The sequence below is a fragment of the Streptomyces sp. S.PB5 genome, assembly GCF_030403745.1.
Taxonomy (GTDB): Bacteria; Actinomycetota; Actinomycetes; order Streptomycetales; family Streptomycetaceae; genus Streptomyces.
In genome coordinates this window covers 51,309-77,044 of the sequence record NZ_JAQMWP010000023.1, presented here as the reverse complement: position 1 = coordinate 77,044, position 25,736 = coordinate 51,309, and the positions used below count along the sequence as shown (strand labels likewise).

At 71.2% G+C, this 25,736-nt stretch carries 18 protein-coding genes and 1 pseudogene; 9 read left to right on the top strand and 10 right to left on the bottom strand.

Translation table 11 applies throughout. The features are described from left to right. Positions 1-589: 589 nt before the first annotated feature. From PH203_RS41695 to PH203_RS49830, 7 genes and pseudogenes are all read left to right on the top strand, one after another. Positions 590-2,098, top strand: coding sequence for an alpha-L-fucosidase (locus tag PH203_RS41695; RefSeq protein WP_289927299.1), 1,509 nt, complete (start codon positions 590-592; stop codon positions 2,096-2,098). A 60-nt stretch (positions 2,099-2,158) separates the two neighbouring features. Further along, positions 2,159-3,319: an ROK family transcriptional regulator gene (locus tag PH203_RS41690; RefSeq protein ID WP_289927298.1), complete on the top strand. Its 1,161-nt coding sequence runs from the start codon at positions 2,159-2,161 to the stop codon at positions 3,317-3,319. Between the two features lie 703 nt (positions 3,320-4,022). Continuing rightward, positions 4,023-5,330 (top strand): sugar ABC transporter substrate-binding protein, encoded by a 1,308-nt coding sequence (locus PH203_RS41685; RefSeq protein WP_289927297.1) that lies wholly within the window; start codon positions 4,023-4,025, stop codon positions 5,328-5,330. Positions 5,331-5,376: 46 nt separating this feature from the next. Further along, a complete protein-coding gene (locus PH203_RS41680; RefSeq protein WP_289927296.1) occupies positions 5,377-6,345 on the top strand; it encodes a sugar ABC transporter permease in 969 nt (322 codons plus the stop codon). Further along, a complete protein-coding gene (locus PH203_RS41675) occupies positions 6,342-7,196 on the top strand; it encodes a carbohydrate ABC transporter permease (protein WP_289927293.1) in 855 nt (284 codons plus the stop codon). The genes PH203_RS41680 and PH203_RS41675 overlap by 4 nt, the downstream gene beginning before the upstream one ends. Then, positions 7,193-9,205 carry a beta-galactosidase gene (locus PH203_RS41670; RefSeq protein WP_289927292.1) on the top strand — a complete coding sequence of 671 codons (2,013 nt, stop codon included), beginning with the start codon at positions 7,193-7,195 and terminating at the stop codon, positions 9,203-9,205. Before PH203_RS41675 ends, PH203_RS41670 begins: the two co-directional genes overlap by 4 nt. A 264-nt stretch (positions 9,206-9,469) precedes the next feature. Beyond that, positions 9,470-9,839 (top strand): annotated as a pseudogene (locus tag PH203_RS49830) (LLM class flavin-dependent oxidoreductase); the annotation flags it as partial. A 16-nt stretch (positions 9,840-9,855) separates the two neighbouring features. Here the strand turns inward: PH203_RS49830 and PH203_RS41665 are convergent. Genes PH203_RS41665 through PH203_RS41645 form a run of 5 tightly spaced genes read right to left on the bottom strand, consistent with a single transcriptional unit; the run spans position 9,856 to position 15,267 of the window. Continuing rightward, on the bottom strand, positions 9,856-10,665 hold the full coding sequence (locus PH203_RS41665; RefSeq protein WP_289927290.1) for an N-acyl homoserine lactonase family protein: 810 nt from the start codon (positions 10,663-10,665) through the stop codon (positions 9,856-9,858). A 38-nt stretch (positions 10,666-10,703) separates the two neighbouring features. Continuing rightward, positions 10,704-11,672, bottom strand: coding sequence for a PDR/VanB family oxidoreductase (locus PH203_RS41660; protein ID WP_289927288.1), 969 nt, complete (start codon positions 11,670-11,672; stop codon positions 10,704-10,706). After that, positions 11,662-13,098, bottom strand: a complete 1,437-nt coding sequence (locus tag PH203_RS41655; RefSeq protein ID WP_289927287.1) for a glutamine synthetase family protein — start codon at positions 13,096-13,098, stop codon at positions 11,662-11,664. The genes PH203_RS41660 and PH203_RS41655 overlap by 11 nt, the downstream gene beginning before the upstream one ends. A gap of 5 nt (positions 13,099-13,103) precedes the next feature. After that, positions 13,104-14,456, bottom strand: coding sequence for an aromatic ring-hydroxylating dioxygenase subunit alpha (locus tag PH203_RS41650; RefSeq protein ID WP_289927286.1), 1,353 nt, complete (start codon positions 14,454-14,456; stop codon positions 13,104-13,106). Beyond that, positions 14,359-15,267, bottom strand: a complete 909-nt coding sequence (locus tag PH203_RS41645) for a hypothetical protein (RefSeq protein ID WP_289927285.1) — start codon at positions 15,265-15,267, stop codon at positions 14,359-14,361. Before PH203_RS41645 ends, PH203_RS41650 begins: the two co-directional genes overlap by 98 nt. A 161-nt stretch (positions 15,268-15,428) precedes the next feature. Here PH203_RS41645 and PH203_RS41640 point away from each other — a divergent pair, with 161 nt between their 5' ends. Further along, a complete protein-coding gene (locus PH203_RS41640) occupies positions 15,429-16,637 on the top strand; it encodes an RNA-guided endonuclease TnpB family protein (protein ID WP_289927283.1) in 1,209 nt (402 codons plus the stop codon). Between the two features lie 13 nt (positions 16,638-16,650). Here the strand turns inward: PH203_RS41640 and PH203_RS41635 are convergent, their stop codons facing one another. Genes PH203_RS41635 through PH203_RS41625 form a run of 3 tightly spaced genes read right to left on the bottom strand, consistent with a single transcriptional unit; the run spans position 16,651 to position 20,827 of the window. Next, a complete protein-coding gene (locus tag PH203_RS41635; protein WP_289927281.1) occupies positions 16,651-18,609 on the bottom strand; it encodes a primary-amine oxidase in 1,959 nt (652 codons plus the stop codon). Further along, the gene (locus PH203_RS41630; protein ID WP_289927280.1) at positions 18,606-20,177 is read right to left on the bottom strand and encodes a gamma-glutamyltransferase; all 1,572 of its coding nucleotides are present in this window, start codon (positions 20,175-20,177) and stop codon (positions 18,606-18,608) included. The genes PH203_RS41635 and PH203_RS41630 overlap by 4 nt, the downstream gene beginning before the upstream one ends. After that, positions 20,174-20,827, bottom strand: coding sequence for a cyclase family protein (locus PH203_RS41625; RefSeq protein WP_289927279.1), 654 nt, complete (start codon positions 20,825-20,827; stop codon positions 20,174-20,176). Before PH203_RS41625 ends, PH203_RS41630 begins: the two co-directional genes overlap by 4 nt. Positions 20,828-20,960: 133 nt before the next feature. Between PH203_RS41625 and PH203_RS41620 the strand changes: the two genes are divergently transcribed. Further along, entirely contained in the window at positions 20,961-21,650 is a 690-nt protein-coding gene (locus PH203_RS41620; protein WP_289927278.1) for a GntR family transcriptional regulator, read from the top strand. A gap of 26 nt (positions 21,651-21,676) precedes the next feature. On the opposite strand, the gene solA is transcribed toward PH203_RS41620, so the two are convergent. Both solA and PH203_RS41610 read right to left on the bottom strand, forming a co-directional pair. Continuing rightward, positions 21,677-24,241: an N-methyl-L-tryptophan oxidase gene (gene solA / locus PH203_RS41615; protein WP_289927277.1), complete on the bottom strand. Its 2,565-nt coding sequence runs from the start codon at positions 24,239-24,241 to the stop codon at positions 21,677-21,679. Beyond that, positions 24,238-25,695 carry an aldehyde dehydrogenase family protein gene (locus tag PH203_RS41610; protein WP_289927276.1) on the bottom strand — a complete coding sequence of 486 codons (1,458 nt, stop codon included), beginning with the start codon at positions 25,693-25,695 and terminating at the stop codon, positions 24,238-24,240. The genes solA and PH203_RS41610 overlap by 4 nt, the downstream gene beginning before the upstream one ends. Between the last annotated feature and the right edge of the window lie 41 nt (positions 25,696-25,736).

Sequence of the window (25,736 nt, the reverse complement as noted above, 5' to 3'; positions counted from 1 at the left end):
GCGGCCGATCCCGCCCATTCCGGCCATCTCGCCCTTCCGTTCCGCGGCCCTGTCCGGCGCCAATCGCTTGCAGGTCGAGGTGGCGTGCGCGCGCCGGGCCGGGTCGGGTGCGTACCTGGGAGGGTGCAGGCCGGTCCCGGCGTTGCGCCGAGCGCGCCACGGGTGCACGGTCTCCTGCTGGTAGGCGACCGCGACCGCTCGCCGGGTCTGCAGACGCGTCCTGCTGCGGCGGTCGCTGACCGAGGGCAGGAAATCCCGCATGACCGTGGCCGCCCCCGGGCCGGCCACCTTCCGCCGTGCACCAGCAGGTGCCGGTGTCGCACCCGGCGACGCCGGGCGCCGATCCGAAGCCCTCACGCCGACCATTGTTCCGTCATCGGCGGCGGCTGCCTCGGCCGGGGGCCACTCGGCGTTCTCCGGCACTTTTTCGATCGCGGGCCGGAGCCGGTACCGCCCGTACCGATCCTCGTGGCTGTGACGTGCCGCTCGGAGCACGCGGGCCGTATGGACCAACAGTTCGGCAGAAGGATAGGGTCTCTGTTTGTAAACCGAGGTGACAAACATCGCGCCGACGAACGGGACGACTCGAATGACCGATGACATCCTGCCCTCTCCTCATAGCGCCGACGCCGCCGACGGGATCCGGGTGCTGACCACGGTGAGGCCCAGCGCACGACAGGTGGCGTGGCAGTCGCTGGAGTTCTACGCCTTCATCCACTTCGGCATGAACACGATGACGGATCGCGAGTGGGGTCTGGGCGGCGAGGACCCGGCCTTGTTCGACCCGTCCGACCTCGACGTCGATCAGTGGATGTCGGTGATCGCCGCGGCCGGGATGACAGGTGCCATTCTCACGGCCAAGCACCACGACGGCTTCTGTCTCTGGCCCTCCCAGGTGACCACGCACTCGGTCGCCGCTGCCAGATGGCGGGCGGGAAAGGGCGATCTCGTGCGGCTCGCAGCCGACTCGGCACGGCGCCACGGTCTGAAGTTCGGGATCTACCTGTCGCCGTGGGACCGCACGGAGGCGTCGTACGGCTCGGGGAAGGCGTACGACGACTTCTTCGTGCGTCAGCTGGAGGAACTGCTGTCCGGGTACGGCGAGGTCTTCTCGGTCTGGTTCGACGGCGCCAACGGCGAGGGTCCCGACGGTGCATACCAGGAGTACGACTGGGAGCGCTACTACGCGGTCGTACGGCGTCTGCAACCCGGTGCCGTGATCTCGGTCTGCGGCCCGGACGTTCGGTGGTGCGGAAACGAGGCCGGGCACACCCGGCCTGACGAATGGAGCGTCGTGCCCGCCGCGCTGCGCGACGTCGAACGGGTCGCCGATCGCTCGCAGCATGCCGACGACGGGGTGTTTTCACGGCTCGTCCGAAGCGACGAAGAGGATCTGGGCAGCCGCGAGGCTCTCGCGGGCCGCCTCGACGACCTCGTGTGGTACCCGGCCGAGGTGAACACGTCCATCCGGCCGGGGTGGTTCCATCACCGGAACGAGGACAACTCCGTTCGTTCCGCCGACGAACTCTTCGACCTGTGGTGCGACGCGGTCGGCGGCAACGCGTGCCTGCTGCTCAACGTGCCGCCCGATGCCCGCGGGCGTGTGGCCGCTCCTGACGTCGCCGCCCTGACGGGGCTGGGCGAACGCATCCGGGCGTGGCGAAAGGGAGTGCTGGACGCGGACATCGAGCTGTCGTCCGGGGCGCCGCGCACGCCGGCGGGTGAGCCCGTGGCTGACCGGTCGGTCCTCACGCGCCTGGCGGCAGATGCGGCAGCGCCGTGTGTGTGGCGCCCGGAGGCGTTCGATGCCGTGCCGACCGCCTCGCTCGTCCTCGGCCGTCCCACCGAGGTGGGCGCCGTGGTCATCCGCGAGGACATCACCCAGGGCCAGCGCCTCGAGCGTGTGGTGGTGATCGGGGTGTCCGACGGGAGCGCTCGGGTGTTGGCCGAGGCGAATTCGGTCGGCTACCAGCGGATTCTGCGCTTTCCCCCGTGCGTCGTCGACAAGGTCGAGGTCAGAATCGAGGCGTCCCGCGGCCGCCCGGCGGTCCGTACGCTCGCGGTGATCGATGCCGACGGTGCTTGGCCTCGAAGGTGAGTCCTGTGTCGCGTGACCGTGCCATGGCGCGCGGATGCCGAGAGTGTGTTGGATGGATTCATGACAAGCGCACCTGACGACCCCACTCCGCCTTCCGGGGCCGACCCCGGATGGCCACGGCTGCATCCGACGACGCAGTCGGCGTACAACCGCATCCTGTGGAACGGTGGGCTCTCCAAGAGCGAGGTGGCGAAAGAGCTCGGCCTGTCCCGCACCCGGATGACGGGGATCGCACGCGATCTCGAGGCCGCGGGTCTCATCGTCGAAGGCGGCAGGGAACAGAGGGCCAGCACGGGACGGCCCGCCGACATGCTCTTCGCCAAGACCGACCTCTTCCACTTCCTCGGCGTACATGTCCGTGCGGGCGAACTGGTCGCCGCGGTGATCGATCTGACCAACAAGGTGGTCTGGGAACGGCGCCAGCACGTCGCCGAACTGGACCCGTCCGTCGTCGGCGCGCAATGCCGCACCTGGCTGGCCGAAGCGAAGGCCGAGGGCCTGCGCGTGGCCGCGCTCGCCGTGTGCGGATCAGTGGAGCGGATCGACGGAGCCGCGGAAGGGATCGGCCTCCAGGCCGTGGCGCCCGAGGCGACCCGGTCGGATTGGGAGAAGGAGTTCGGTATACCGGTATGGGCCGAGGACGACATCATCGCGCTCACGGCGTTCGAGCAATGGCCGCGCCTGGCCGAGGGACAGGACAGCATGGCCCTCATCTCCCTCGGGCGGGACATCGGATTCGGACTGGTCGCCGACCGCAAGATCATCCTGGGCGCGCACGGCAGGGCGGGCAGGTTCTCCCACGTCCAGGTCGCGACTGATGGCGCGCGGTGCCCCCTGGGACATCGCGGCTGCCTGTGGGCGGAAAGCTCCACGACGTCGATCGTGAACGATGTCGTCGGCGCGCAGACGCTCGGCGACGTCATCGATCGAGCCGCGGAGGGGGAGCGGGCGGCGTGCGAGCGGCTGGCGCGCGCTGCACGTGGGATCGGCGTGGCGGCCGGACACATCCTGAATCTGCTTGATCCCGACAAAGTGATCCTCACGGGGGACAGCCCGTCGCTCCTCGATTCCCGTACCGAGGACTTCGACGAGGGGATGCGCTCCGTGTACACCGTGCCTGACTCGCCGGTCATCGAGGTCACGGTGTTCGACTTCCTTGAATGGGCGCGCGCGGCCGCCGGGCTGGCGCTGTACCGCCGGCTCGCCGAGTACGACCACTGAGTGGACCCCATTCGCCTCGGCCGGGCGAGGGGTTGGTGCTGAAGTGCGGGTGAAGCCTCCGGCAGAGGGTTGTCGACCACGCAAACGGCCCACGCCGGTGGCTTCGCACGCTGGCCTGGCCGTCGGGCATCGATGCGCGCATCCAGTGTTCGACGCCGCCTGCCCGTTCCGTCCCCGGGGAAAGTCGCTCCGGTCTCTGCGCCCGGTGCGGCCTTACCGGCGCCGACTGTCATGCTCTGCTGGCACCGGCTGCCTGTGCGCCGCCGGACTGGCCGGCGTCCCGGCTCACCGCACAGGCCGCGCCAGGCGTCACCGCGACCCGCAGGCGGCCGCCCGCTGAGCCGACCGGGGCCGCTCGGACGCCGCTTGTTACGGCGGCCACTGCCGTGCGTGGTGGCGCAGACGGCTACTTCGCAGCAGTGCCGGCCTTCCCTTGCGCACAGGCGCACTTTGGACCGGCCGCCATCAGCCCGTCGCCGGTCCCGGTGCCGGGCGATTCCTGCGCCGACCGCGGTGTCCCACCACCGCTGAGCACCGGTCGCTCCGGCGTCGTCTGTACCCCGAAGTCCGCGTCGCGCTGGCTGAAAACCTTTGCCGTGCGGACGAGCGCACTGGGTTTGTCACCTCCATTGACAAACTCTGGTGACGCGAGTGATGCTCATCGCCGCGAGAGACCGAGTCCGCTCCGAGTCAAGGGAGACTCATGCGTACCAGCAACTTCCGCAAGAGCGTGGCTGCTGTGGCCGCTGCAGCCGCTACCGCACTCCTCGCCTCCGCCTGTTCCGGTGCGGGCACCTCCACCTCCTCTGACGGGAAGGTCACCTTGCAGTACTGGGCGTGGGCGCCCGGAAGTGCACAGGAAGTCAAGGAGTTCAACCGCACGCATCCGGACATCAAGGTGGTCCACACCGACGCCGGCGGTGGCGAGCAGTCGTCCGCCAAGCTGCTCGCCGCGATCCGCGCGGGCAACGCACCCGATCTCTCGCTCGTGGAGAACACAGCGCTGCCTCGCATGATCGTCGCCGGCGCCCCGCTGGACATCACCGACTACGTCTCCGACGTCCGGAAGAACTACTCGAGCGGCTCGTGGGCGCAGACGACCTTCAGCGGCCGGACGTACGGACTGCCGCAGGACGTCGGCCCCATGGCGCTGCTCTACCGCAAGGACGTCTTCGACGAGTACGGCATCAAGACGCCTGTGACGTGGGAGGACTACCGCAAGGCGGCCGCCAGGATCAAGGCCCGGAACCCCAAGCTAACGATGGCTTCCCTGAGCACCGACGGATGGGGCTGGTACGCCGCCGTGGCGGCGCAGGCCGGCGACGACTGGTGGTCGGTCCACGGGGACAAGTGGACCGTCAACATCGACGGCGCGAACTCCCGCAAGGTGATGGATTTCTTCCAGGGAATGTTCAAGGACGGCCTGATCACGGCCGATCCGATCCTCACACCGACGTACAACCAGGAACTGAACAACGGCACGATGCTGTCCTGGCCCTCGGCCGCCTGGGCACCCGGTGTCATCTACGGCGTGGCGCCGAAGACCGCCGGCAAGTGGGCCCTCGCACCCTTGCCGCGGTGGAACGCGAACGACCCGACCGTCTCGTTCCAGGGCGGCTCCTCGGTCATCGTCACCTCCAAGTCCAAGCACCCCAAGGAAGCCGCCGAGTTCGCGAAGTGGCTCAACGCCAGTGACAAGGGCGCGGAGATGATCCTCAACGTGCAGAACGGCTATCCCGCCGCACTGTCGGGACAGAAGGCCGCAACTGCGCAGAAGCCCCCGGCCCTCATGCCACAGCAGACCGACTACTACAAAGTCGTCGCCGAGATCGCCAAGCACACCCGCCCGGTGACCTGGGGCCCGAACACGGATGTCGCAGCGACCGCATTCACGGACGCGATGAACGCGGCCGTGCACAACGGCACTTCATGGGCGGACGTTCTGACCGTCACGCAGAAAGCCGTCGTGAAGGACCTGAAGAAGCAGGGGTTCAAGGTGAGCGAGGGATAGGGCGGTGGACTGAAGGAAAGCGCAGAGCGTCAGAGAGGGCATCCGCATGACCAACACAGCCGTTGCCGACAAGGACACCAGGTCAGTGACGGCGGCCGCTCCGCCGCCGACTCGTCGCCGTCGTCGGCGCAGCATCGCGCCGTACCTGTTCAGCGCACCCGCCATGGTGCTGTACACCGTGTTCACGGTGATCCCCGTGGTGTACGCGCTCGGCTCCAGCTTCTACGCCCAGCGGCGGACCGGCGGTGGCGCCCTTGGCACCCGCTCCACGGTGTTCGTCTGGTTCGACAACTACGTCTCGGTCTTCCACGACTCCCAACTGATCGCCGGGCTCCGACATCTGGCGATCTACGGGGTCATCGCCGTGCCGTTGACCCTGGGCCTTGCGCTGCTGTTCGCTCTGCTGCTGGACGCGCCAGGGGTGAAACTGCGGCGTTTCGGGCGCACGGCGATCTTCATTCCCTATGCCGTGCCCGGCGTCGTGGCCGCGCTGATGTGGGGGTTCATGTACCTGGCGGGGACGAGCCCGTTCTCGTACGTCACTCGGTCCCTCGGCTGGGGGGACATTCCCTTCCTCGGAGCGAGCGGAATCTACGGCTCGCTCGCCAACATCTCCGTCTGGGGCGGGACGGGATTCAACATGCTCGTGATCTACACGGCGTTGCGCAGTATCCCCCACGAGCTGATCGAGGCGGCGCGCCTGGACGGGGCCAACGAGATCCAGATCGCGCTCCGCGTCAAGGTGCCGCTGGTCGGACCCGCGCTGCTGCTGACCGCGATCTTCGCACTGCTGGGCACCCTCCAGCTCTACGGCGAGCCACTGATGCTCAAACCCCTGACGAACACCATCTCCAACACGTGGGTGCCGCTCATGTCCATCTACCAGGACGCCTTCGCGCTCGACGACCTCCATGACGCGGCGGCGGCGTCGATCGTCCTTGCTCTCGGTACCGCACTGGTATCGATCGCAGTCCTGGCGTTGGTCCGTATCTCGACGAGGCGGGGTATGCGATGAGCGCGATCAACGAGAGGGGGCGCGAACGAACCAAAATCGTTCCCACGCTCATCATGGTGGCGGGTGCGCTCTACTGCCTCCTCCCCGTGGCCTGGGTGTTCGTCGCCGCCAGCAAAGCCCCCGGCGAGCTGTTCGACTCCTTCACCTTCGCCCCCGGAACCGGTCTGCTCGACAATCTCGGCGACCTTTTCTCCTACGACGGCGGCGCCTACGGACTGTGGGCGCTCAACTCGCTCCTGTACGCGGGCGTGGGCGGCGTCCTGTCGACGCTCGTGTCGGCTTCCGCGGGCTATGCCCTGGCGAAGTTCGACTTCAGAGGTGGCCGGATCTTCTTCGCCGCCATCCTCGCGGGGCTGCTCATCCCCGGCATCACCCTCGCCGTGCCGCAGTACCTCTTGCTGTCCGACCTGCGCCTGGCCGGGACCCAGTGGTCGGTGCTCCTCCCGAGCATCCTCAGCCCCTTCGGCATCTATCTGTGCCGGGTGTACGCCGCGAGCGCCATCCCGGCGCAGATGCTCGAAGCCGCCCGGATCGACGGCGCCGGCGAGTGGCGGATCTTCCGCAGCGTCGTGCTCCCCCTCATGGCGCCGGGAATGGTGACGGTGTTCCTGCTGCAGTTCGTCGGCATCTGGAACAACTTCCTGCTGCCGTACATCATGCTCTCCGACACCCGGACCTTCCCCCTCACGGTCGGGTTGAACTCCCTGCTCGAGCGCGGCTCCGGCTCGCCGTCGCTGTACACGCTCGCCATCATCGGGGCCGCGCTCGCGATCGTCCCCCTCATTGCCCTGGTGCTGTTCCTGCAACGGTTCTGGCGCCTCGACCTCATCGCTGGAGGAGTCAAAGGATGACCTGGTCCCACGCCGACAACGTCTGGCCCACACGCGGGCTGAGCTATGGAGCCGACTACAACCCCGAACAGTGGGACAGGGACGTATGGAAGGAAGACGTCCGCCTGATGACCCAGGCGGGGGTCAACATCGTCTCGCTCGGCATCTTCTCCTGGGGCCTCATCGAAGTCGCGGACGGAGAGTACGACTGGGAGTGGATGGACGAGATCGTCGGCCTTCTGGCGAGCAACGGCATCGCCATCGACCTCGCCACACCGACGGCCGCGCCCCCGGGCTGGCTGCTGGCGGCACACCCCGAGATCCGCCCCGTCGATCACGACATGCAGCCGCACTGGCCCGGCGCCCGGCTCGGCTGGTGCCCGAGCAGTCCTGTCTTCCGCACCTACGCACTCCGCATGGTCCGAGCGCTCGCGGACCGCTACGGCCACCGCGACCACGTCGTCATGTGGCACGTCAGCAACGAACTGGGCGGAGGCAACGGCCGCTGCTACTGCGACACGTCGGCGGCGGCGTTCCGCGACTGGCTTCGAGACAAGTACGGAACCCTCGACGCGCTGAACAAGGCATGGGGAACCGCCTTCTGGGGCCACACCTACCGCGACTTCGCGCACATCCTGCCGCCCCGCGGCAATGACGCGAAAAATCCGTCCCTCGTCCTGGACTTCGACCGCTTCTCCTCGGACGAGCTCCTGGCGCACTACCTCGCAGAGCGCGACGTGCTCAAGAGCGTCACCCCCGACCTGCCCGTCACGACGAACTTCATGGCGGGCGCAGAGCCCGACGTCGTCGACTACCCCCGGTGGGCACGCCACATGGACATCGTCGCCAACGACCACTACACGCGCTCACCCGACCCGCTGCCCGAACAGGACGTCGCCTTCTCCGGCGACCGCATGCGGGCGATGACGACACAGCGCCGTCCATGGATGCTGATGGAGCACTCGACCAGCGCCGTCAGCTGGCAGCCGCGCAACCGCGCCAAGGCGCCGGGGGAGATGATCCGCAACAGTCTGAGCCATGTGGGTCACGGTTCCGACGGCATCCTGTTCTTCCAGTGGCGTGCCTCCCGGGCCGGCGCGGAGCAGTTCCACTCGGCGATGGTTCCCCACGCCGGCGAGGACACCGATCTCTACCGCGACGTGTGCAAGCTGGGGGAGTACCTGCGGCGTCTCGCCCCGGTCATGGGCTCACGCACGCCGCAGGCCCGCGTCGGCATCCTCTTCGACGACGAGGCGGGCTGGGCGATGACGAAGGGAGTCAAGCCGAACAACCACCTCGCCTACGGACGCATCGTCCGGGACTGGCACCACGCGTTCTGGCGGCTGAACGAGCGCATCGAAGTCCTCTCGCCATGGTCCGACTTCACCGGGTACGAGGTGCTCGTGGTGCCCGGACTCTTCCTCACCGACGACGACACCGCGGCGCGCGTGAGTGTTTTCGCCGAGGCCGGCGGCACGGTCGTGATCGGCTTCCTCTCGGGGATCGTGGACGAGCACGACCAGGTGAGGCTGGGCGGATATCCCGGCGCGTTCCGTGAACTCCTGGGCGCCTGGTGCGAGGAGTTCCGGCCCCTGCAAGAGGGCGAGACGTTCACCCTCGACAACGGTTGGTCCGGCACCGAGTGGACCGAACTCGTCCGCGTACGCGACGCCGACGTGATCGCCCGCTACAGCGGAGGCCAGCTCAGCGGCCATCCAGCGATCACGTCGCGTGCGCTCGGGACCGGCGGCCGCGCGGTCTACGTCTCGGCCGGACTCGACAGCGATGCGCTGCTCGACGTGGCCCGTTCTTTGATACGCCCCACCGACCTGGCGGACATGCCGAAAGGGCTCGAAGTGCTTGTGCGCCGCAACGACGAAGAAGCCTTCACCTTCTTCGTCAATCACGCGGACAACGAGGCGGTCATTACGGCGCGGGGCCGGGAGATGCTCACAGACGAGTCCGTCGGTGGAGAATTGCGCATACCGGCCGGAGAGGTGCGGGTCGTGAGGTCGGGCACCCCGGACTAAGCCGGGCAATCGAACGCCCCCTGGTCAGCTCCCGCGCAGGCCTTCTTTCCCCAGACGTCGGTGAACCCCGGAAACCGTGCCTCGGCCGCTTTCGCGGTCGGGACGGTGCAGGCGGGTCTGAGGGCCTTCGCGAGTTTGTCCCAGTCATGGCGGGCCGTGTAACGAAACAAGATGCGCAGAAAATTGACGACTCCTGGTAGCAGCCCTCCAAGTCACCGCGGATCTTCACCTTGGTCTTGTCGATCCGCTCGCCGCGTGTGGCGTGTGCCGCGAAGAACACCCGAGCAGGTGATCGAGGGCTGCCGGCACTTCGGGTATCGACCGGCGGAAGGCGGGACCGACGCCGACATGGCAAAGGCCAATCCGGACCCGATGTTCGCCAACTCGCCGGGCCTCCTGCAGAGCTCGACCCTCAAGGACGACGAGTGCGGCGAACCACTGCACATCCAGCAGCGCAGCAGATCGAGGCCGACTGTGAGGCGTGGCGCGCCGCGGGCCATGAACGCGAGCCCCGAGTGTCTGCCACCGCAGCATCTTCGCGCTCGTCTGCGACCAGGACCGCGCCTACTTCGGCCGGGAACGCGATTCCCAGGACCACGTGGGGTACATCGACGCCGACACCCGCGCGGTCTTCGATGCCGCGTCCGCGGTCACCGCGTTCCACCCGCCCCCGTCAGGCGTCGTGTCAACTCCAGCCACATCTGCGGGTCATGGCCTGGAATCAGCTCGTATCCCTTGTCGGCTGCGATGCCTTTGAGGCGCCGGATGGGTTCGACCGTCGCCTCGGGCGGCACTCCGATCGACGTGCCGACCGGGCGCTCTTCGGCGATGTTCTGCGTGAGGTCGGCCGCGTCACAGGCGAACACGTAGCCGCCTCCCTCGGCGAGGTCCACGACGAAGCTCTGGTGGCCCGGCGTGTGCCCGGCGGTCAGGACGGCCGTGACGCCCGGCGCGATCTCCTGGTCGCCGTCCGCGAGGCGCCAGTCGATGCGAGGATCGTCGAAGTCCACCCGGAAGACGGTGTTGCGTTCCACTTCCGGCCGCCCTGACATCCCGAACTCCAGCTCCGCTCGCTGGATGTGCACGGGCACCCGCCCGGCGAAGTGCTTCAGACCTCCGGCATGATCGGCGTGCAGGTGGCTGATGGCGACCGCCGAGATGTCGTCCAGGCCGACGCCGACCTCGGCGAGCGCCTCCTCCAACGGCTCCCCGGGGCCGGGTAGCTGCGGCTGGTAGGAGGGGGATGGATAGAAGCGCCGCCGCAGGGCGGCATCGCGCAGCAGGGCGGCGTTGAACCCGGTGTCCAGCAACAGCCACCCGTCCTGGCACTCCAGCAGGACGCCCGGCACGGGTTCCCGCACGCGTTCGGCACGGGAGGCGCCGTGCACCGACACGGCCCGGGGCAGTTCCTCCCAGCCCAGCAGGAGCGGCAGCACGCGTCGAACGCCGTGTCGGGTCATGTCGCTCCTCTGCGGGCGATGGTGGGCCGAACCTGGGGTCACAGGTCCAGTTCGAGGACGGGTGAGGCCGCGCGGCTCACGCAGATCATCATGGTGGTGGCGGTCGCGCGCTCTTCCGGGCCGATCACCGTGTCGCGGTGGTCGGGCGTCCCGGCCACCACCGGCGTCTCGCAACTGCCGCAGTAGCCCTCCTCGCACGAGGAGGGCACCTCGGGCACGTGTGCGCGTACGACCTCCAGCAGGGACTGGTCGGCCGGCACCGCCAGCCGCAGTCCCGACCTGCGCAGGACGACGTCGAACTGCCCCTGGTGGACCGGTGTTCCGGGGCCGGCCGGTCCGAAGCGTTCGAGGCGCAGCGGGCGGGACGGCACGGCCGAACGGCACAGCTCGCTCACCGCGTCCAGCATCGCCGCCGGGCCGCAGGCGTACACGGCGTGGTCGGCCGGTGTGGCGGCGAGCTCGGCGGCCAGGTCGGGCAGGCCCGCCTCGTCCTGTGGTACCAGGCAGACCCGGTCGCCGCCTAGGGCGGTGAGCTCTTCGGCGTAGGCCATCCGCGAACGGTCCCGGGCGCCCAGGACGAGCCGCCACGGCAGGCCCCGGGCCGCCGCGGCCCGGGCCATCGGCAGCAGCGGGGTGACGCCGATGCCGCCGGCCAGCATCAGGTAGCCGGGGGCAGGTTCCAGCGGGAAGCGGTTGACCGGCCCGTCCACCGTCAACTCCCGCCCGACGAGCGCGGTTTGGTGCACCTCGCGGGATCCGCCCCGGCTGTCCGGCGCGCGGTGCACGGCGACCGTCCAGGCCCCGCGGTCGTGCGGATCGCCGCACAGCGAGTACGGCCGCCGCAGCCCCGACGGCAGGGTCAGTTCCACGTGGGCACCGGGCTGCCAGTCCGGCAGCGCAGCACCGTCTCGGCGGGCGAGCTGCAGTTCCAGGACGTCCTCGGCGATCCAGCGTGCCTGCCGGACCAGCAGCCGCAGGGAGGGCGAGGGGCTTGCTTCAGAAGACACGGAAGTACTCCCGTTGTTCCCAGTCGGTGACCGATTGGTCGAAGCGGGCGATCTCGGCGCGTTTGATGCCGGCGTAATAGGCCACGAAGTCCTTGCCCAGACGGTCCGTGAGTGCCTGGTCGGCCTCCAGCGCGTCGAGCGCCTCGCCCAGGGAGCGCGGCAGCGGCTCCGCCCGGGCCGCGTACGGTTCGTCGGCGGCCGGACCGGGGTCGAGGTCGTGTGCCACACCGTCCAGGCCGGCCGCGAGCTGGGAGGCCAGGTAGAGGTAGGGGTTGGCGGCCGGCTCGCCGATGCGGTTCTCCAGCCGGGTGGAGGAGGGTTCGTCGCCCAGGACGCGGACCATCGCGCCGCGGTTGTCGCGTCCCCACACCGCGCGGTCGGGTGCCAGGGACAGGGAGCGGAAGCGCTTGAAACCGTTGAGCGTAGGAGTGGAGAACGCGCTGGTGGCCCGGGCGTGGCGGAGCAGTCCGCCGAGGAACGCGCTGCCGTAGGGCGACAGTCCCGGCCCGTCGGCGCACGGGGCGCCCGGCCGCGGGGCGAAGACCGCCTCGCCGCCGCGCAGCATGCTCTGGTGCAGGTGCCAGCCGCTGGAGAAGACACCGGGCAGATGGGGGCGGCACATGAACGTCGCGTGGTGGCCGTGCCGGGCGGCGACCTGCTTGACCGCGCTGCGTAGCAGCACCATCGCGTCGGCCGTGCCCAGCCCGTCCGCGGGACGCAGCGTGATCTCGACCTGGCTCGGCCCGAACTCGACCTCCAGGCTGCGCAGTGGCAGGCCGAGGGCCTCGATGTGGGCGCGGAGCACGTCGAGCAGCGGGTCGAGTTCGTCGTAGCGCAGTTCGCTCAGGTACTGGTAGCCGTGGTTGAGCATGCCGACCTCGGGCGCGGCCCCGGGCTGGCCGAGGTCGGCCGGGCCCAGGCGTGCGTCGTCGAGCCGAAACAGGTGGAACTCCACCTCCAGTCCGGTGCGATAGGCCAAGCCGCCGGTCTGGCCGAGGACCGAGCGCAGCAGGCCGCGTGTGCACAGGGGGACCGGTGCGCCGGAGGTGAAGCGCAAGTCGCACAGCAGCCAGCCGGTGCCCGGTGACCACGGCAGCATCCGGAAGGTGAGCGGGTCGGGGACCATCACCATGTCGGCGGCGCCGCGCAGTTCCGGAAGCCCGAGCGGGGTCTCCTTGGTGAACAGCGGGAAGACGGTCCGGCCGGAGGTGTCCTTGGCGAGCAGGGAGGAGGCGATGCCGGTACCGTCGCGCAGCACGGTGGGCACCTCGGAGGCGGTCACGGTCTTGCCGCGCAGCAGTCCGTGCTGGTCGGCGAAGACCAGCCGCACGACGTTCAGTCCGTCACCCTCGGCGCGGTCCCGGATCTCCTGGGCGGCGGCCGTCTGTTCGGCCGTCCACCCGGCGTGGCGTTCCACGAATCCCATGCCGCTCAGCCGTCCGTCGCCGCGGGTTGCGCCCAACTGCTGTCGGCGCGCTGCTTCGCGGTCACGGCCGCCCAGTACTGCGCCGAGCCCTTGGTGGGGCCGATGCCGTCGAGGGTGACGGGGCCGCGTATCCCGGCCGCACGTTCGGCGGGCAGGACCAACGGCGGGTCCTCGCCGCGCTGGACGGCGGACATGGCCTCGCCCAGCATGCGCCGGTACATGACGATGGCCTTGTCGGAGCGGCCCAGGTGTTCGCGGGTACGGTCCTGGACGGCGCCCTGGCCCTCCACCGCCCACTGGTCGTGCACGTTGATGTCGGTGCCCAGGCCGGTGTAGGTGGTGGTGAGCTGCTCGACCGGGTCGTAGCCGTAGCCGTTGGCGCGGTTGAAGCGGGGCCGGTAGTCGGGCAGGGTGACCGCGTCCACCCGCTGGCGGCGCATCGCCTCCTGGTCGACCGGCCGGCCGACGCTGGTGAACTGGGCGTACCAGTAGCAGGAGGTGTCGTCGATCGGTACGTGCCACTGGGTGATGGCGGTCTCCGCGTCGAGCGGGATGTGGAAGCCGTGCGGGAAGACCTGGTGGGTGACGCGGACGTGGGTGCGGCTGCCGTCCATGGCGCGGCCCTCGGTGTCGGTGCCGTCCAGGGTGCGCAGGGCCGTGATGCGCAGGCCGTACGGGGTGCGGGCGGCATCGATGTCGGGGCGGCCGTACTCGCGGAGGATCTTCGTCATGGGCAGGGCGGTGCCTTGGGAGGTGGCGCGGAACTGCTTGCCGTAGCTGTCGGAGGGGTCCTCGTCCTCGAAGAAGCGGTGCAGGTAGGAGGCGTGGGCGGGGTCGATGCCGACCTCCAGGGCCTGCAGCCAGTTGCACTCCAGCAGGCCCTTCCAGGCGAAGGCGTGGTCGGCCGGGGCCTCGAAGCAGTCCAGAGCCGGCAGCGCGGGTGGCTCGCCGGGTCCGAGGTAGCCCCAGATCACCCCGTTGATCTCGCGGACGGGGTAGCTGCCCAGGCGGACCCGCGTGGCCAGGGCGCTGTCGGCCGGCTCGGCCGGGGTGTCGAGGCAGGCGCCGTCGCGGGCGAACAGCCAGCCGTGGAAGCAGCAGCGCAGCCCGCCGTCCTCCAGCCGGCCCAACGCCAGGTCGGCGCCCCGGTGCGGGCAGCCCCGGTCGACCAGGCCGAGTTCACCGTGCTCGTCGCGGAACAGGACCAGGTCCTGCCCGAGCACCTTGGGAGCCACCAGGGGTCGTACGCCGTCGAGTTCCTCACTGAGGGCGACGGGCTGCCAGTACCGGCGCATCAGGTCGCCGCCGGGTGTGCCCGGTCCGGTCCTGGTGAGCCGTTCGTTCTCTTCCTCGCGCATCTGACGCCTTTCTGTCCCGGTCACGGTGACGGTAGCGAAGGGAGGATCCAGTCATCCATGGATTGGATCCAATATTTACGTCGGTGTAACAGCCCTTTCTGACGGGCCCGTTGAACAGGCGCGCGACCATGGCCGCGTCCACGACAGCCATCAGCAGGCCCGCCGCCCCTCGACCGCTGCTCACCATCAGGGCAGCCAGCGGCAGCGCGGCGAGATGCGCCCCCAGGAAGGGCCCGTGGCGGGCGGCCAGGGGAAGACACAGCAGCAAGCCGGCCGTCACCCAGGTGAACGACCGCGCGAGCTCTGCTCCCGGACCCGCCAGGGTGTGCAGTGGCGGCAGGTGCCAGGCGTACGCCGACACGGTCCACACCACCGCCCCGAGGCCGGCTCCGCGGTCCTCCGGCCGGGCCGGGGCGGCCGTCGCGCGGATGGCGGATGCGAGCGCCAAGGGGCCGAGGACCGCGAGGAGTTCGAAGCGGGCCATCGCCCACACATGGCCGTCCACGGCGGCTGGCGCCCGCGTCAGGGCGAGTGGCGCACCGAGCGTGCAGGCGGCGGCCGCCGCGGCGAGCACCGCGCGGCCGGTCAGCCTGCGCCGCTCCGGCGCCCAGGCGACGCCCAGCGCCGGCCAGGCGAACGCCAGCGTGCAGGCGATCACCGCGGACGCGACGCCGACGGCGGCCGGAGTCTGCGCCGTGTGCTCGCCGTGTCCAGCGCCGCCGCCCGTGCGTGCGGCGGCGGCCGTCACGACCAGGGCGGCGAGCCCGGCCAGCAGCCGCCCCGTCGGCGGCGAGCCGCGCAGGCCCGTCATCGGGGTTCTCCTTCGTGGATACCCCAGCCTTCAGGCCGGGGAGGAAACGAGGTTCCTGCGGAGCAGGGCAGGGGAGGGCGGTTCGCCGCCAGGGCGGACCGGCGTGTGCCGTCCACCTGCCGACACCCGCCGCTCTGAGGGAAGTTGATAACGCGTGAGGCGTGACACGGCAGGTCAAACGGACGTTCAAGTACCGCTTCTACCCCATGGACGAGCAGGCGGCTGAGCTGTCGCGCACGTTCGGCTGTGTCCGCCTCGTCTACAACAAGGCGCTGGAGGAGCGCACGCGGGCCTGGTACGGCGAGCAGCGCCGCATCTCCTACGTGCAGTCCTCCGCCGCGCTCACGGAGTGGAAGAAGACCGAGGAACTGGCCTTCCTGACGCAGGTGTCCTCGGTCCTGCTCCAGCAGGCGCTGCGCCATCTGCAGACGGCGTTCGCCAACTTCTTCGCCAAGCGGGCGAAGTACCCGCGGTTCAAGTCGCGGAAGAAGCCCCGCGCGTCGGCCGAGTACACCCGCAGCGCCTTCACCTGGCGTGAGGGGAAGCTGACGCTGGCGAAGATGGCGCAGCCTTTGGACATCCGCTGGTCGCGTCCGCTGCCTGAGGGCACGGAGCCGAGCACGGCGACCGTGTCCCGGGACGCGGCGGGCCGCTGGTTCGTGTCCCTGCTGTGCCCGGACACCCCCGCCCCCGCGCCCGCCACGAACGCGGCGGTTGGCCTGGACGCCGGGATCACCTCCCTGGTGACCCTGTCCACCGGGGAGAAGGTCGCCAACCCCCGGCACGAGCGCCAAGACCGCGCCCGCCTTGCCCGCGCGCAGCGGGAGCTGTCGCGGAAGGCGAAGGGCTCGGCGAACCGGGCCAAGGCCCGCCGTCGCGTCGCCAAGGTCCACGCGCGGATCGCCGACCGGCGCCGGGACGTCCTGCACAAGCTGTCGACTCGTCTCGTCCGTGAGAACCAAACGGTCGTGATCGAGGATCTGACCGTCCGCAACCTGCTGAAGAACGGCAAGCTGGCGCGCGCCATTTCGGATGCGGCCTGGACGCACCTGCGGTCCATGCTGGAGTACAAGTGCGCCTGGTACGGGCGTGAACTCGTCGTGATCGACCGCTGGTTCCCGTCCAGCAAGCTGTGCGGGAACTGCGGCACGGTCGCATCGAAACTGCCGCTGAACGTCCGCGTGTGGACGTGCGCCTGCGGCACCATGCATGACCGCGACATCAACGCGGCACGCAACATCCTGACCGCCGGGCTGGCGGCGACAGCCTGTGGAGACGGTGTAAGACCTCAACGGGAGTCCTCCCGGACGGGGCGGTCGTCGGTGAAACAGGAACCCCAGCGGGCGACCGCTGGAATCCCCCGCCTTTAAGCGGGAGAGGAAGTCAACCGCAGCAGTGCCCGGCGTCGTCGCCGTCCGCGTCGGCGGCCGGCGCGTGGCAGGAGACGGGGGCGGCCACGTCCAGCGCGGGATTGCGGTCGAAGAAGCCGTCCGGCTCCAGCCGCAGCCGGGCCCGGGCCACCGGCATCACCGGCCACTCCTCGGGACGAGGGAAGTGGTGCGAGCCGACCGTCGCCCACAGCACCAGTTCCGTGCCGTCCAGTGAGCGGTCCTCCTGCTGCCAGCGGTGCACTCCGTCCGCGCCCGGCTCGGCCTGGTTGGGGTACTCGCCGGCGACGAAGCGCCGGGCCGGGTCGTACTCGGTGGCCCACAGTTGCCGGGCGACGAAGGGCGCCCGCCGCGCGCACACGCTGTCGGCGCGCACCGGCAGCACCGCCGTGTTGTCCACGTGCACCCGGTACGCGGTCGGCTCGCCCATCCGGTTGCGGGCCTCGGTGTTCTCCACCCGCCAATGCAGGGCCCGGGAGGCGTCCACGCTGCGCCCGCCCTCCCGCTCGCTGAGGATCGGCCGCAGTACGGTCCGTGCCGCGTTGCCGTACGGGTCGAGCGCGGGGTCGGGTTCGTGCTCGGCGGTGACCTCGACCAGGCGGTTGGAGGTTCCGTCCACGGCCATGTCCAGCCGTACGGCGAAGAAGTGCTGGTGGTTGGTGACCGCCACGTTCGGGGCGACCCGCCGGGCGTACGGGGTCTCCTCGTCCTGTGCGACGCCGGTGGCGGACAGGATGCCGGTCATCTTGATCTCCAGCATGACCGAGCCGTCCTGGTACAGGGACCAGTAGAAGCCGTAGTCGTAGTTGGCGACCGTGGCGAACGCCGAGATGATCAGCCGGCGGGAGCGGCGCACCTCGGTGCGGCCGGTGCGGCCGTCGTGGTGCTTCCACAGGATGCCGTCGTCCTCCTCGTGCATGCAGATGGCGTTAGGGATGACCCGTGGCACGCCGTCGCCGCCGAGGACGGCCGCGTCGAAGTAGTGGATGACGCCCAGGCAGTCACAGCCCAGGGCGAGGGAGTTGGTCAGCGGACCGGCGCCGTACTCGCCCCAGTCGAAGAAGTTCTTGCGGTACTGGGTGGAGGCGGTGTCGAAGTAGGGCACGTACATCTCGTTGACCGAGGCCCGGCGCAGCACCTGGCGCGGGCCCTTGCCGCCCGCGTCGAAGGTCAGGTCGTGCAGGACCAGGCCCTCGCGGTGGGTGAAGCCCACCCGCACCGACCAGCCCTGCCAGTCGACGCGCTGCCCGGTCACCGTGAAACTCGGTCCCTCGGGCTGGATCACCTCAAGGGGGCGCAGCCCGGCCCGCTCGGGCACGGTGCCCGCGGCGAACACGCCCGGCTCTGCGGACAGCGGCACCACGCCGTGGTCCTCGACGTGGAGCACCTCCATCGACTCCATGTCGATGATCGGCACCACGCCCTGTACGGGCCGGGCGTAGCCGTTGTCGTCCTCGGACGTACGGTGCCACACGCTGCCCCAGGTCAGCCGGCGCCCCGCGTACTGCGGGGGTTCGAAGCCGCCGATCGACTCGGGGTCGACCATCACCAGCGACACGTCGTGGATGCCGCGCAGGGCCAGCGCCTCGCGGAAGCGCGCATCGGCCCGGCACGCGGCGGCGGCCTGCCGGGCCTCCTCCGAGGAGCAGCCGGGGCTGCGCACGTCCAGCTCCCGCCAGGCCGTGGTCTGCGGCTTCTCGCCCAGTTCCAGGTTGACCTCGTAGGCGAGTCGGACCGAGGGGCAGATCACCACGGCGCGGGCCCGCCGGGCCTGGCCCGGGGTCGCGGTGCGCGCGTGGTGCTCGTCGAGGGCGACTCCCCAGAAGCGGGCGTCCTCGGTGATCCGGGGGTCGGACCTGAGCACCTTGACGGCGGCGGCCAGTTCGGCCGCGGTCAGCGGATCCAGCGGGTGGGGTCGCGCGGCCGACGTGGGCGCGGGGGCGAGGGTGCTCATACGGTGGTTCCTTCCACGGTGGTGCGGGGGGTGGCCGGGGCGCGGTGCAGTACGCCGCCGTCGGCTCGGGGGTCGGAGGCAGCGTCCAGGCGGCCGTCGCGGGCCAGCCTGACCACCTGCAGATGGCCGGCCAGGTCGGTGGGTGCCTCGGCGACCACCACCGGCACGCCGGGCGAGACGGACGGTGTCGAGGCCGGCACCGAGACCGGCTCGGCGAGCAGGGTCTGCTCCTCGAAGCCGATGTCGCGGGCGCCGAGCACCCAGCGCGGGCGCCCGAGCACGTCGACCGGGTCGGCGTCGGGCGCGGCAAGGGCGGGCAGGGTCTGGGCGAGGATCTGCGGCTGGGCCCGGCCGCCCTGGCAGCCGGCCGCCAGGAGCAGGACGTCGGAGCGGCCGATCACCGGGCACAGCGTGTGCGGCGGTCGTACGCCCGGCCGCAGTTCGCCTGGATGGCCCGCGACGAGACTGAACGCCGAGCCGCGGTTGTGCAGGACGATCCCGGTGTCCGGCTCGCACAGTCCCGAGCCGAAGGTCTGGTAGACGCTCTGGATGAGTGACACCGCCAGCCCCGAGGGGTCCACCGCGGTCACCGCGACGGTGTCGCCGGAGGGCCGGAACGACGGCTTGGGGGGCAGGGCTCCGGCCAGGGGCGCCGGATCGAGCAGCCCCTGCATGTCCAGCAGTTGTCCGCACGGGTCGCCGAGCAGCCGGTCGCGGGCCGCCGAGGCGTCCTGGCAGCGGGCGGTGAGCAGCCGGGTGCGTTCGGGCTCGGTCAGGTCCGCTGCGGCCGCCGCCGTCAGCAGCGCGGGCAGGACGGTGCCCTGGCTGGGCGGGGGAGCGGCCCACCAGCGCATCCCTGCCGCTTCGACGGTCAACGGCTCGGCCCAGCGGGCGCGATGGGCGGCCAGGTCGGCGGCGGTGAGCGGGCTGCCGAGGCGGCGCAGGCCGACGGCGAGCGTCCCGGCGACGGCCCCCTGGTAGAACGACGCGGGGTCGTCGGCCAGTTCGTCGAGGACCGTCGCCAGCCGGGGCTGGAGAAGCGCGTCCCCCTCCTCCACCGCACGGCCGTCGGAACCGCTCAGCAGCGCTGACAGTCCCGGATCGGCGGCGATCCGCCGCGCGTTGGCCCGCACGGCGCGCGCCAGCCCGGCGGAGACCGTCGCCCCCTGGCGGGCGAGATCGGCGGCGTCGCGCAGCGCGGCGGGCAGCGCGCCCGGGGTGCCGAACGCCGCGGCGAGCGCCGCCCAGCCGGCCACCACGCCGGGCACGGTCACGGTCTGCGGGCCCTGCGCGGGCATCCGCGTGTCCGCGGCGCGCAGGGCCGGGACGTCGACGTGCTGTGCCGCCGCCCCGACCGACAGCATGGCGCGCACCGTGCCGTCGGGCGTGTGCACCAGGGCGATCAGGTCGCCGCCCAGGGAGCACTGGTGGGGGTAGACGACGGTCAGCGCGGCGGCGGCGGCCAGTGCGGCGTCCACGGCGTTGCCGCCGCGCCCGGCCGCCCGGGCCGCGGCGTCGAGGGCGGACGGGTGGGGTGCGGCCAGCACCGGTTCGTGGCCGGGGCTCACGTTCGGTCCCGGGGCAGCAGCAGGGTGCGCGAGGGCGCGGCCTCGGCGCCCTGCAGGGGCACGGGCAGCGACAGCATGTCGTAGACACCGGCCGGGGTGTGCAGCAGATCGACCACTTCAAGGATCAACACATCCGCCGCGCACAGCAGTTGGTGCGTCTCCCAGTGGGTGGTGTAGGCGACGGCCTCGATGCTGAGGTAGTCGATGCCGGCCGTGCGCACGCCCGCCTCGATCAGCCGCTCGGCGCCGTCCGGGGCCAGCCCCACCCAGTGCCGGGCCTTCCACGGGCTGCGCAGCACACCGTCGGAGTTGCTGGTGCGCAGCAGCACCCGCTCCTCGGTGCCCAGGCCCGCGGCATCCAGGTCGGCGGCGGTGATCTGCTCCTTGACATGGGTGAGGTCGAGGACGCGGGCGGTGCCGTTGAGCGCCGTCAGGTCCAGCCGGTCGACGGTCTTGCCGCCGTCGACGAAATGGGCCGGGGCGTCGATGTGCGTCCCCGTGTGGGCGCCGATGCGCCAGCGGCTGACGTTGGACGGGTCGCCCGCGGTGCGCGACTCGACGACCTCCACTTCCGGGCGGCGGCCCCAGTGCAGCATTCCGGGGTGGATGGGCACGGAGACGTCTATTGCCTTGGTCACGTCAAGTTGCATGACACACTCCTATTGGATGCGGATACTGTGTGAGTGGATCCAAAACCGGTGGACGATGAGCCGCTGCGGCGTGGCAGACTGCTCCACCACCGCGCGGCCCCGTCAGCCCCCGAGAAGGGTGAGACCCACTCCGATGACGTCCCAGACCGACGAAGGCGCCCTCGTCGACGACATCGCTGCCCGTATCCGCACGCGGATCATGAACGGGGAGCTCCCGATCGGCAAACCGCTGCGCCAGGCCGCGCTGGCCGCCGAGTTCGGGGTGAGCCGCACTCCGGTGCGCGAGGCGCTGCGCCAGTTGCAGAACGGCGGGCTGATCGAGATGCAGCCGCACCGCGGTGCGGTGGTGCGGGTGCCGGCGCCGTGGGAGGTGCGCCAGGCGTACGAGGTCCGCGCGGAGCTGGAGGCCCTGGCCGCGCGGCGCGCCGCCGACCGGATCACCGACAGCCAGCTCGCCGAACTGCGCCGCCACAACGACGTGCTGCGCGCGGCGGTGGAGGGCCTGGGTGGCGGTGCGGCCGACACGACGCGGGCCAACGACTGCTTCCACACCGTGGTCTGCCAGGCGGCCGACAACCCCTGGCTCAGCCGCATGATCGACCGGATCAACGAGAGCTTCCCGCGCAACGTGTCCTCGCTGGCGCTGGCCGGGGACGAACGCCACCGGCAGCTGAACGTTCGTCAGCACGACGAGTTGATGGCCGCCTTGGCGGACCGGGACGCGGACCGGGCGCAGGAGGCGATGCGTGAGCACGTCATCAGCGCCGGCGAGCACCTGACGGCCTGGTACGAGAGGCGCTCGCAGACCGTCTTCCACGGCTGAGCGGCGTCCCGGCTCCCCGGCGGTCCTCATCGGGCACCGCCGGGGATCAGCCGGGCGGGCGAGAGGAAATCCAGGTCCGGGCGCGGACGTTCGCACACCAGGTCGGCCAGGGCCGCGCCGATCGCCGGACCGAACTTGAAACCGTGCCCGGAACACGCCGAGGCCATCAGCACCCCCGGTGCGCCGGGCACCTCGCCGACGAGGAAGCGCCGGTCCGCGGTCATCGTGTACAGGCACGTCAGGCTCTCGGTCACCGCACCCGCGCCGGGCAGGACCCGTGCCACCGCCCGGGTGAGCAGGGTGAGTTCGTCGGCGGTGGCGGCGGGCCGGGCGGCCTCGGGGTCCCATGGCGGGCCCGCGTCGAGCCCTGCCTTCAGCCCCCGGCCATCGTCGGCCGGGAAGCCGTACAGCAGTCCTTCCGGCAGGTCGACCGAGAAACTGCCCAGCCCGGAGGGGCCCAGTGGGCCGCGCGGATCGGCGGCGAAGTAGGCGTTCACGATCCGGGTGACCGTCAGATGGCCCGCCAGCGAGGGCACCAGAGACGGCGTCCAGGGCCCGGCGCACAGCACCAGCCGTCGGGCGCGTACCGGCCCCGAGGCCGTGCGGACGAGGACGTGGTCGCCGTCGGGCTGCCAGTCGGTGACCGGTGTGCGGTCGGCGATCCGGGCGCCCGCCCGTTCGGCGAGGGTGAGCTGGACGCGCAGGGCCTGGCAGGCGTTGATGATCCCCGCGGCCGGGTCGTGGACCGCGGTGAACCCCTCGGGCAGCCGCAGGCCGGGGAAGATGCGGGCCGCCTCGTCGGCGTCGACCGAGCGGCAGCCCGGACCGCGCAACGCGTCGGGCCGGCCGGCGGGCGCGGCGTACAGACCGCCGGTGACGTCGACCAGTCGGCTCTTGGCGGCTTCCTCCAGCTCCGCCCAGGCCCGGTAGGCGGTGTCGACCAGGCCGTCCCAGTCGGGGTGGGGGTAGGCGCGGCGGATCATCCGGGTGGCACCGTGCGAGGAACCGAGGTCGTGGCCCAGTGCGAACCGCTCCAGACCCAGCACGTCGAGGCCGCGCTCGGCCAACTGCCGCAGCGCCGCGCTGCCGTGCACACCGAGGCCGACGACCACCGCATCGTACAGGTGCCCGGTCGCTTGCCATGCGGGACGGGCGCCGGGCAGGGCGGCGGGGAAGGGGCCGGACGCCGAAGCCGAAGGGGTGTCTGTCGCGGGAACTGGCGTCGATGCCGAAGGGGAGTCCGGAGGAGGAACTGATGTCGGTGCCGAAGCCGAAGGGGAGGCCGTTGCCCGTACGGCAGCCGGGGCCGGAGCCGTTGTCGCCTCGGAGGCAGTGGCCGTGACGTCTGACGGCGTGCGGGCCGTGCGGCGCGCGGCGGCCGCGATCTGCGCGACGGCCTCGACCAGGGCGTCCAGATCGTCGTCGTCGGTGTAGACGTGCACCGAGGCCCGTACCACCTTTGCCAGTCCCCGCGGGTCCATGTCCCAGCGGCCGTGGGCGGCCGGTACGGCGACCAAGTAGACGCGCCGAAGGGCGAGTTGACGCTGCACCTCGCCGGCGTCGAGTCCGTCGACCACGAAGGTGACGATCGCGCCCCCCGCCGCGGAAGGATCGGCCAGCCGCACCCCGGGCACGGCGCCGAGCCGCTCGCGCAGCCTCGCCGCGAGGGCGGTCAGGTGAGCGAAGACGGCCCGGGGGCCGAGCCTGTGCAGGTCGGCCAGCGCCGAGCCCAGACCCAGGCGCAGGGCGTGGGCGGCCTCCCACAGCTCGAACCGCCGTGCGTCCGGCGCCAGTTCCCAGCTGCGTTCACCCGTCCAGAGCGCCCCGCGCACATCCGGCGCCTGCGGGGCGAGCCGCTCCAGCAGGGGCCGGCGCACGGCGAGCAGACCGGTACCGCGCGGGGCGCGCAGGAACTTGCGGCCGGTGCCGATCAGCAGGTCGCAGCCGAGGGCCTCCATGTCGGTGGGCAACTGGCCCAGCGACTGGGTGGCGTCGAGCAGGAACGGCACCCCGTGCGCCGCCGCCGAGGCGCCTATCGCGGCGGCCGGTTCGACCAGCCCGGACGAGGTCGGCACATGCGCCGCGGTCACCAGCGCGGCCGGTCCCGCGCGCAGGGCACGCTCCAGCATCTCCAAGTCAGTGGCTCCGTCAGGCCCGTTGGGCAGCACCTCCACCCGGATGCCGGCGTCCCGCTCGGCGGCCAGCAGATGCAAGGCGCTGCTGACATAGCTGGAGCGGGCGGCGAGCACGCGGTCTCCGGGCCGCAGCCGCAGCGAGGAGACGATCCGCTGCCAGCCCGCGGTGGCGCTCTCGACCAGAGCGACCTCGTCCGCGTGGACGCCGAGCAGGGCGGCGGTGCGGTCGTAGACAGCGGCCAGCTCGTCGGCGGCGAGCTTGGCCGCCTCATAACCGCCGTGCAGGCTCTCTGCGCGCAGGTGGTCGATGACCGCCTCGACGGTGGAGGAGGCGAGAAGGGCCGCGCCGGCCGAGTTGAAGTGGTGGCCGGTGGAGCATCCCGGCGTGCGCATTCGTTCGGCGGCGACGTCCAGGGTCGTGGGGGTCGGCGACGTGGCCGTCACGGGGGCGCTCACAGCGCGATCGTGATGCTCTTGAGCTCGGTGAACCCGTTGACGGCCGCGTCGCCGAGGTCCCTGCCCAGACCGGACTGCTTGGTACCGCCGAAGGCCACGGCGGGGTCGAACTCGTTGTAGGTGTTCACCCAGACGGTGCCCGTCTGGAGTGCCGACGCCGCGCGGTGGGCGCGGCCGAGGTCGGTGGTCCACACGCCGGCCGCGAGACCGTAGTCGCTGTCGTTGGCCAGCGCGATCGCCTCGTCCTCTGTGTCGAAGGGCAGCACGGTGGCGACCGGCCCGAAGATCTCCTCGCGGGCGATCCGCATGTCCGGGGTGACCTCCGTGAACACCGTGGGCCGCACGAACCAGCCGGGTCCCGGCAGCGGCTCTCCGCCGGTGACGGGCCGGGCGCCCTCGGCGCGGCCGAGGTCGAGGTAGCCGGTGACCCGGTCGAACTGCTCCTGGGAGACCAGCGGACCGATGTTGATCCCGCCGGACAGACCGGGGCCGATGCGCAGGGCGTCCACCGCCGGCAGCATCCGGTCGAGGAACTCCTTGAGCACCGAGCGCTGCACCAGCAGTCTGCTGCCGGCCGTGCACATCTGACCGGAGTGCCCGAACACCGCGCGGACTGCGGCCGGGGCGGCGGCGTCCAGGTCGGCGTCGGCGAAGACGATGTTGGCGGACTTGCCGCCCAGCTCGAGGGTGAGCCGTTTGACCGACGGCGCCACCGCGGCCATGATCAGCCGTCCTACGTCGGTGGACCCGGTGAAGGAGACCTTGGCGACATCGGGATGGGCGACCAACTCGGCCCCGGTGCGGCCGTCTCCGGTCACCACGTTGACGACGCCTTCCGGAATGCCCGCCTCCAGGCACAGGGCGGCCAGCCGCAGCGCGGTCAGTGGGGTCTGCTCGGCGGGCTTGACCACCACCGTGCAGCCGGCCGCCAGGGCGGGGGCGACCTTCCAGGCGGCGATCATGAAGGGGAAGTTCCAGGGGAGCACGGCTGCCACGACACCGACCGGCTCGCGCACGCTGTACACGTGACGGCCGGGCGGGGAGGCGTGCACCGTGCCGGTCAGCCGGGTCGGCGTGCCCGCGAAGTGCCGGATGGCCTGCAGGCCGAGTTCCACGTCGCCGCGAGCCCGTTCGATCGCCTTGCCGTTGTCCAGGGTGTCCAGGACCGCCAGCGCCTCGGCGTCCCGCTCCACCAGGTCCGCGAGCCGCAGCAGCACGTCCTGGCGGCGGCGGGGAGGCAGAGTGCGCCAGCGTCCATCGCGGTGCGCTGCCGCGGCGGCGGCCACCGCCCGTTCCACATCGCTGCCGTCGGCCTGCGCGACGGTGGTCAGGCGCTCACCGGTGGCGGGGTCGAGGACCGGGATCCACCGGGTCGCGGTTCCCGTGGTCCAGTCGCCGCCGATGAGCATCGGCTCGCGCTCCGGCAACCGCGGGAGGGTGATGCTGGGGTCCAAGGTGTTCTCCTTGTGGTTCGAGGCCGCGGGCCGCATTGGCC

Bases quoted from the DNA above. Each gene is read 5' to 3' on its own strand.
- PH203_RS41695 (WP_289927299.1), top strand. From the start codon at position 590: ATGACCGATGACATCCTGCCCTCTCCTCATAGCGCCGACGCCGCCGAC.
- PH203_RS41690 (WP_289927298.1), top strand. From the start codon at position 2,159: ATGACAAGCGCACCTGACGACCCCACTCCGCCTTCCGGGGCCGACCCC.
- PH203_RS41685 (WP_289927297.1), top strand. From the start codon at position 4,023: ATGCGTACCAGCAACTTCCGCAAGAGCGTGGCTGCTGTGGCCGCTGCA.
- PH203_RS41680 (WP_289927296.1), top strand. From the start codon at position 5,377: ATGACCAACACAGCCGTTGCCGACAAGGACACCAGGTCAGTGACGGCG.
- PH203_RS41675 (WP_289927293.1), top strand. From the start codon at position 6,342: ATGAGCGCGATCAACGAGAGGGGGCGCGAACGAACCAAAATCGTTCCC.
- PH203_RS41670 (WP_289927292.1), top strand. From the start codon at position 7,193: ATGACCTGGTCCCACGCCGACAACGTCTGGCCCACACGCGGGCTGAGC.
- PH203_RS41665 (WP_289927290.1), bottom strand. From the start codon at position 10,665: ATGACCCGACACGGCGTTCGACGCGTGCTGCCGCTCCTGCTGGGCTGG.
- PH203_RS41655 (WP_289927287.1), bottom strand. From the start codon at position 13,098: ATGGGATTCGTGGAACGCCACGCCGGGTGGACGGCCGAACAGACGGCC.
- PH203_RS41650 (WP_289927286.1), bottom strand. From the start codon at position 14,456: ATGCGCGAGGAAGAGAACGAACGGCTCACCAGGACCGGACCGGGCACA.
- PH203_RS41645 (WP_289927285.1), bottom strand. From the start codon at position 15,267: ATGACGGGCCTGCGCGGCTCGCCGCCGACGGGGCGGCTGCTGGCCGGG.
- PH203_RS41635 (WP_289927281.1), bottom strand. From the start codon at position 18,609: ATGAGCACCCTCGCCCCCGCGCCCACGTCGGCCGCGCGACCCCACCCG.
- PH203_RS41625 (WP_289927279.1), bottom strand. From the start codon at position 20,827: ATGCAACTTGACGTGACCAAGGCAATAGACGTCTCCGTGCCCATCCAC.
- PH203_RS41620 (WP_289927278.1), top strand. From the start codon at position 20,961: ATGACGTCCCAGACCGACGAAGGCGCCCTCGTCGACGACATCGCTGCC.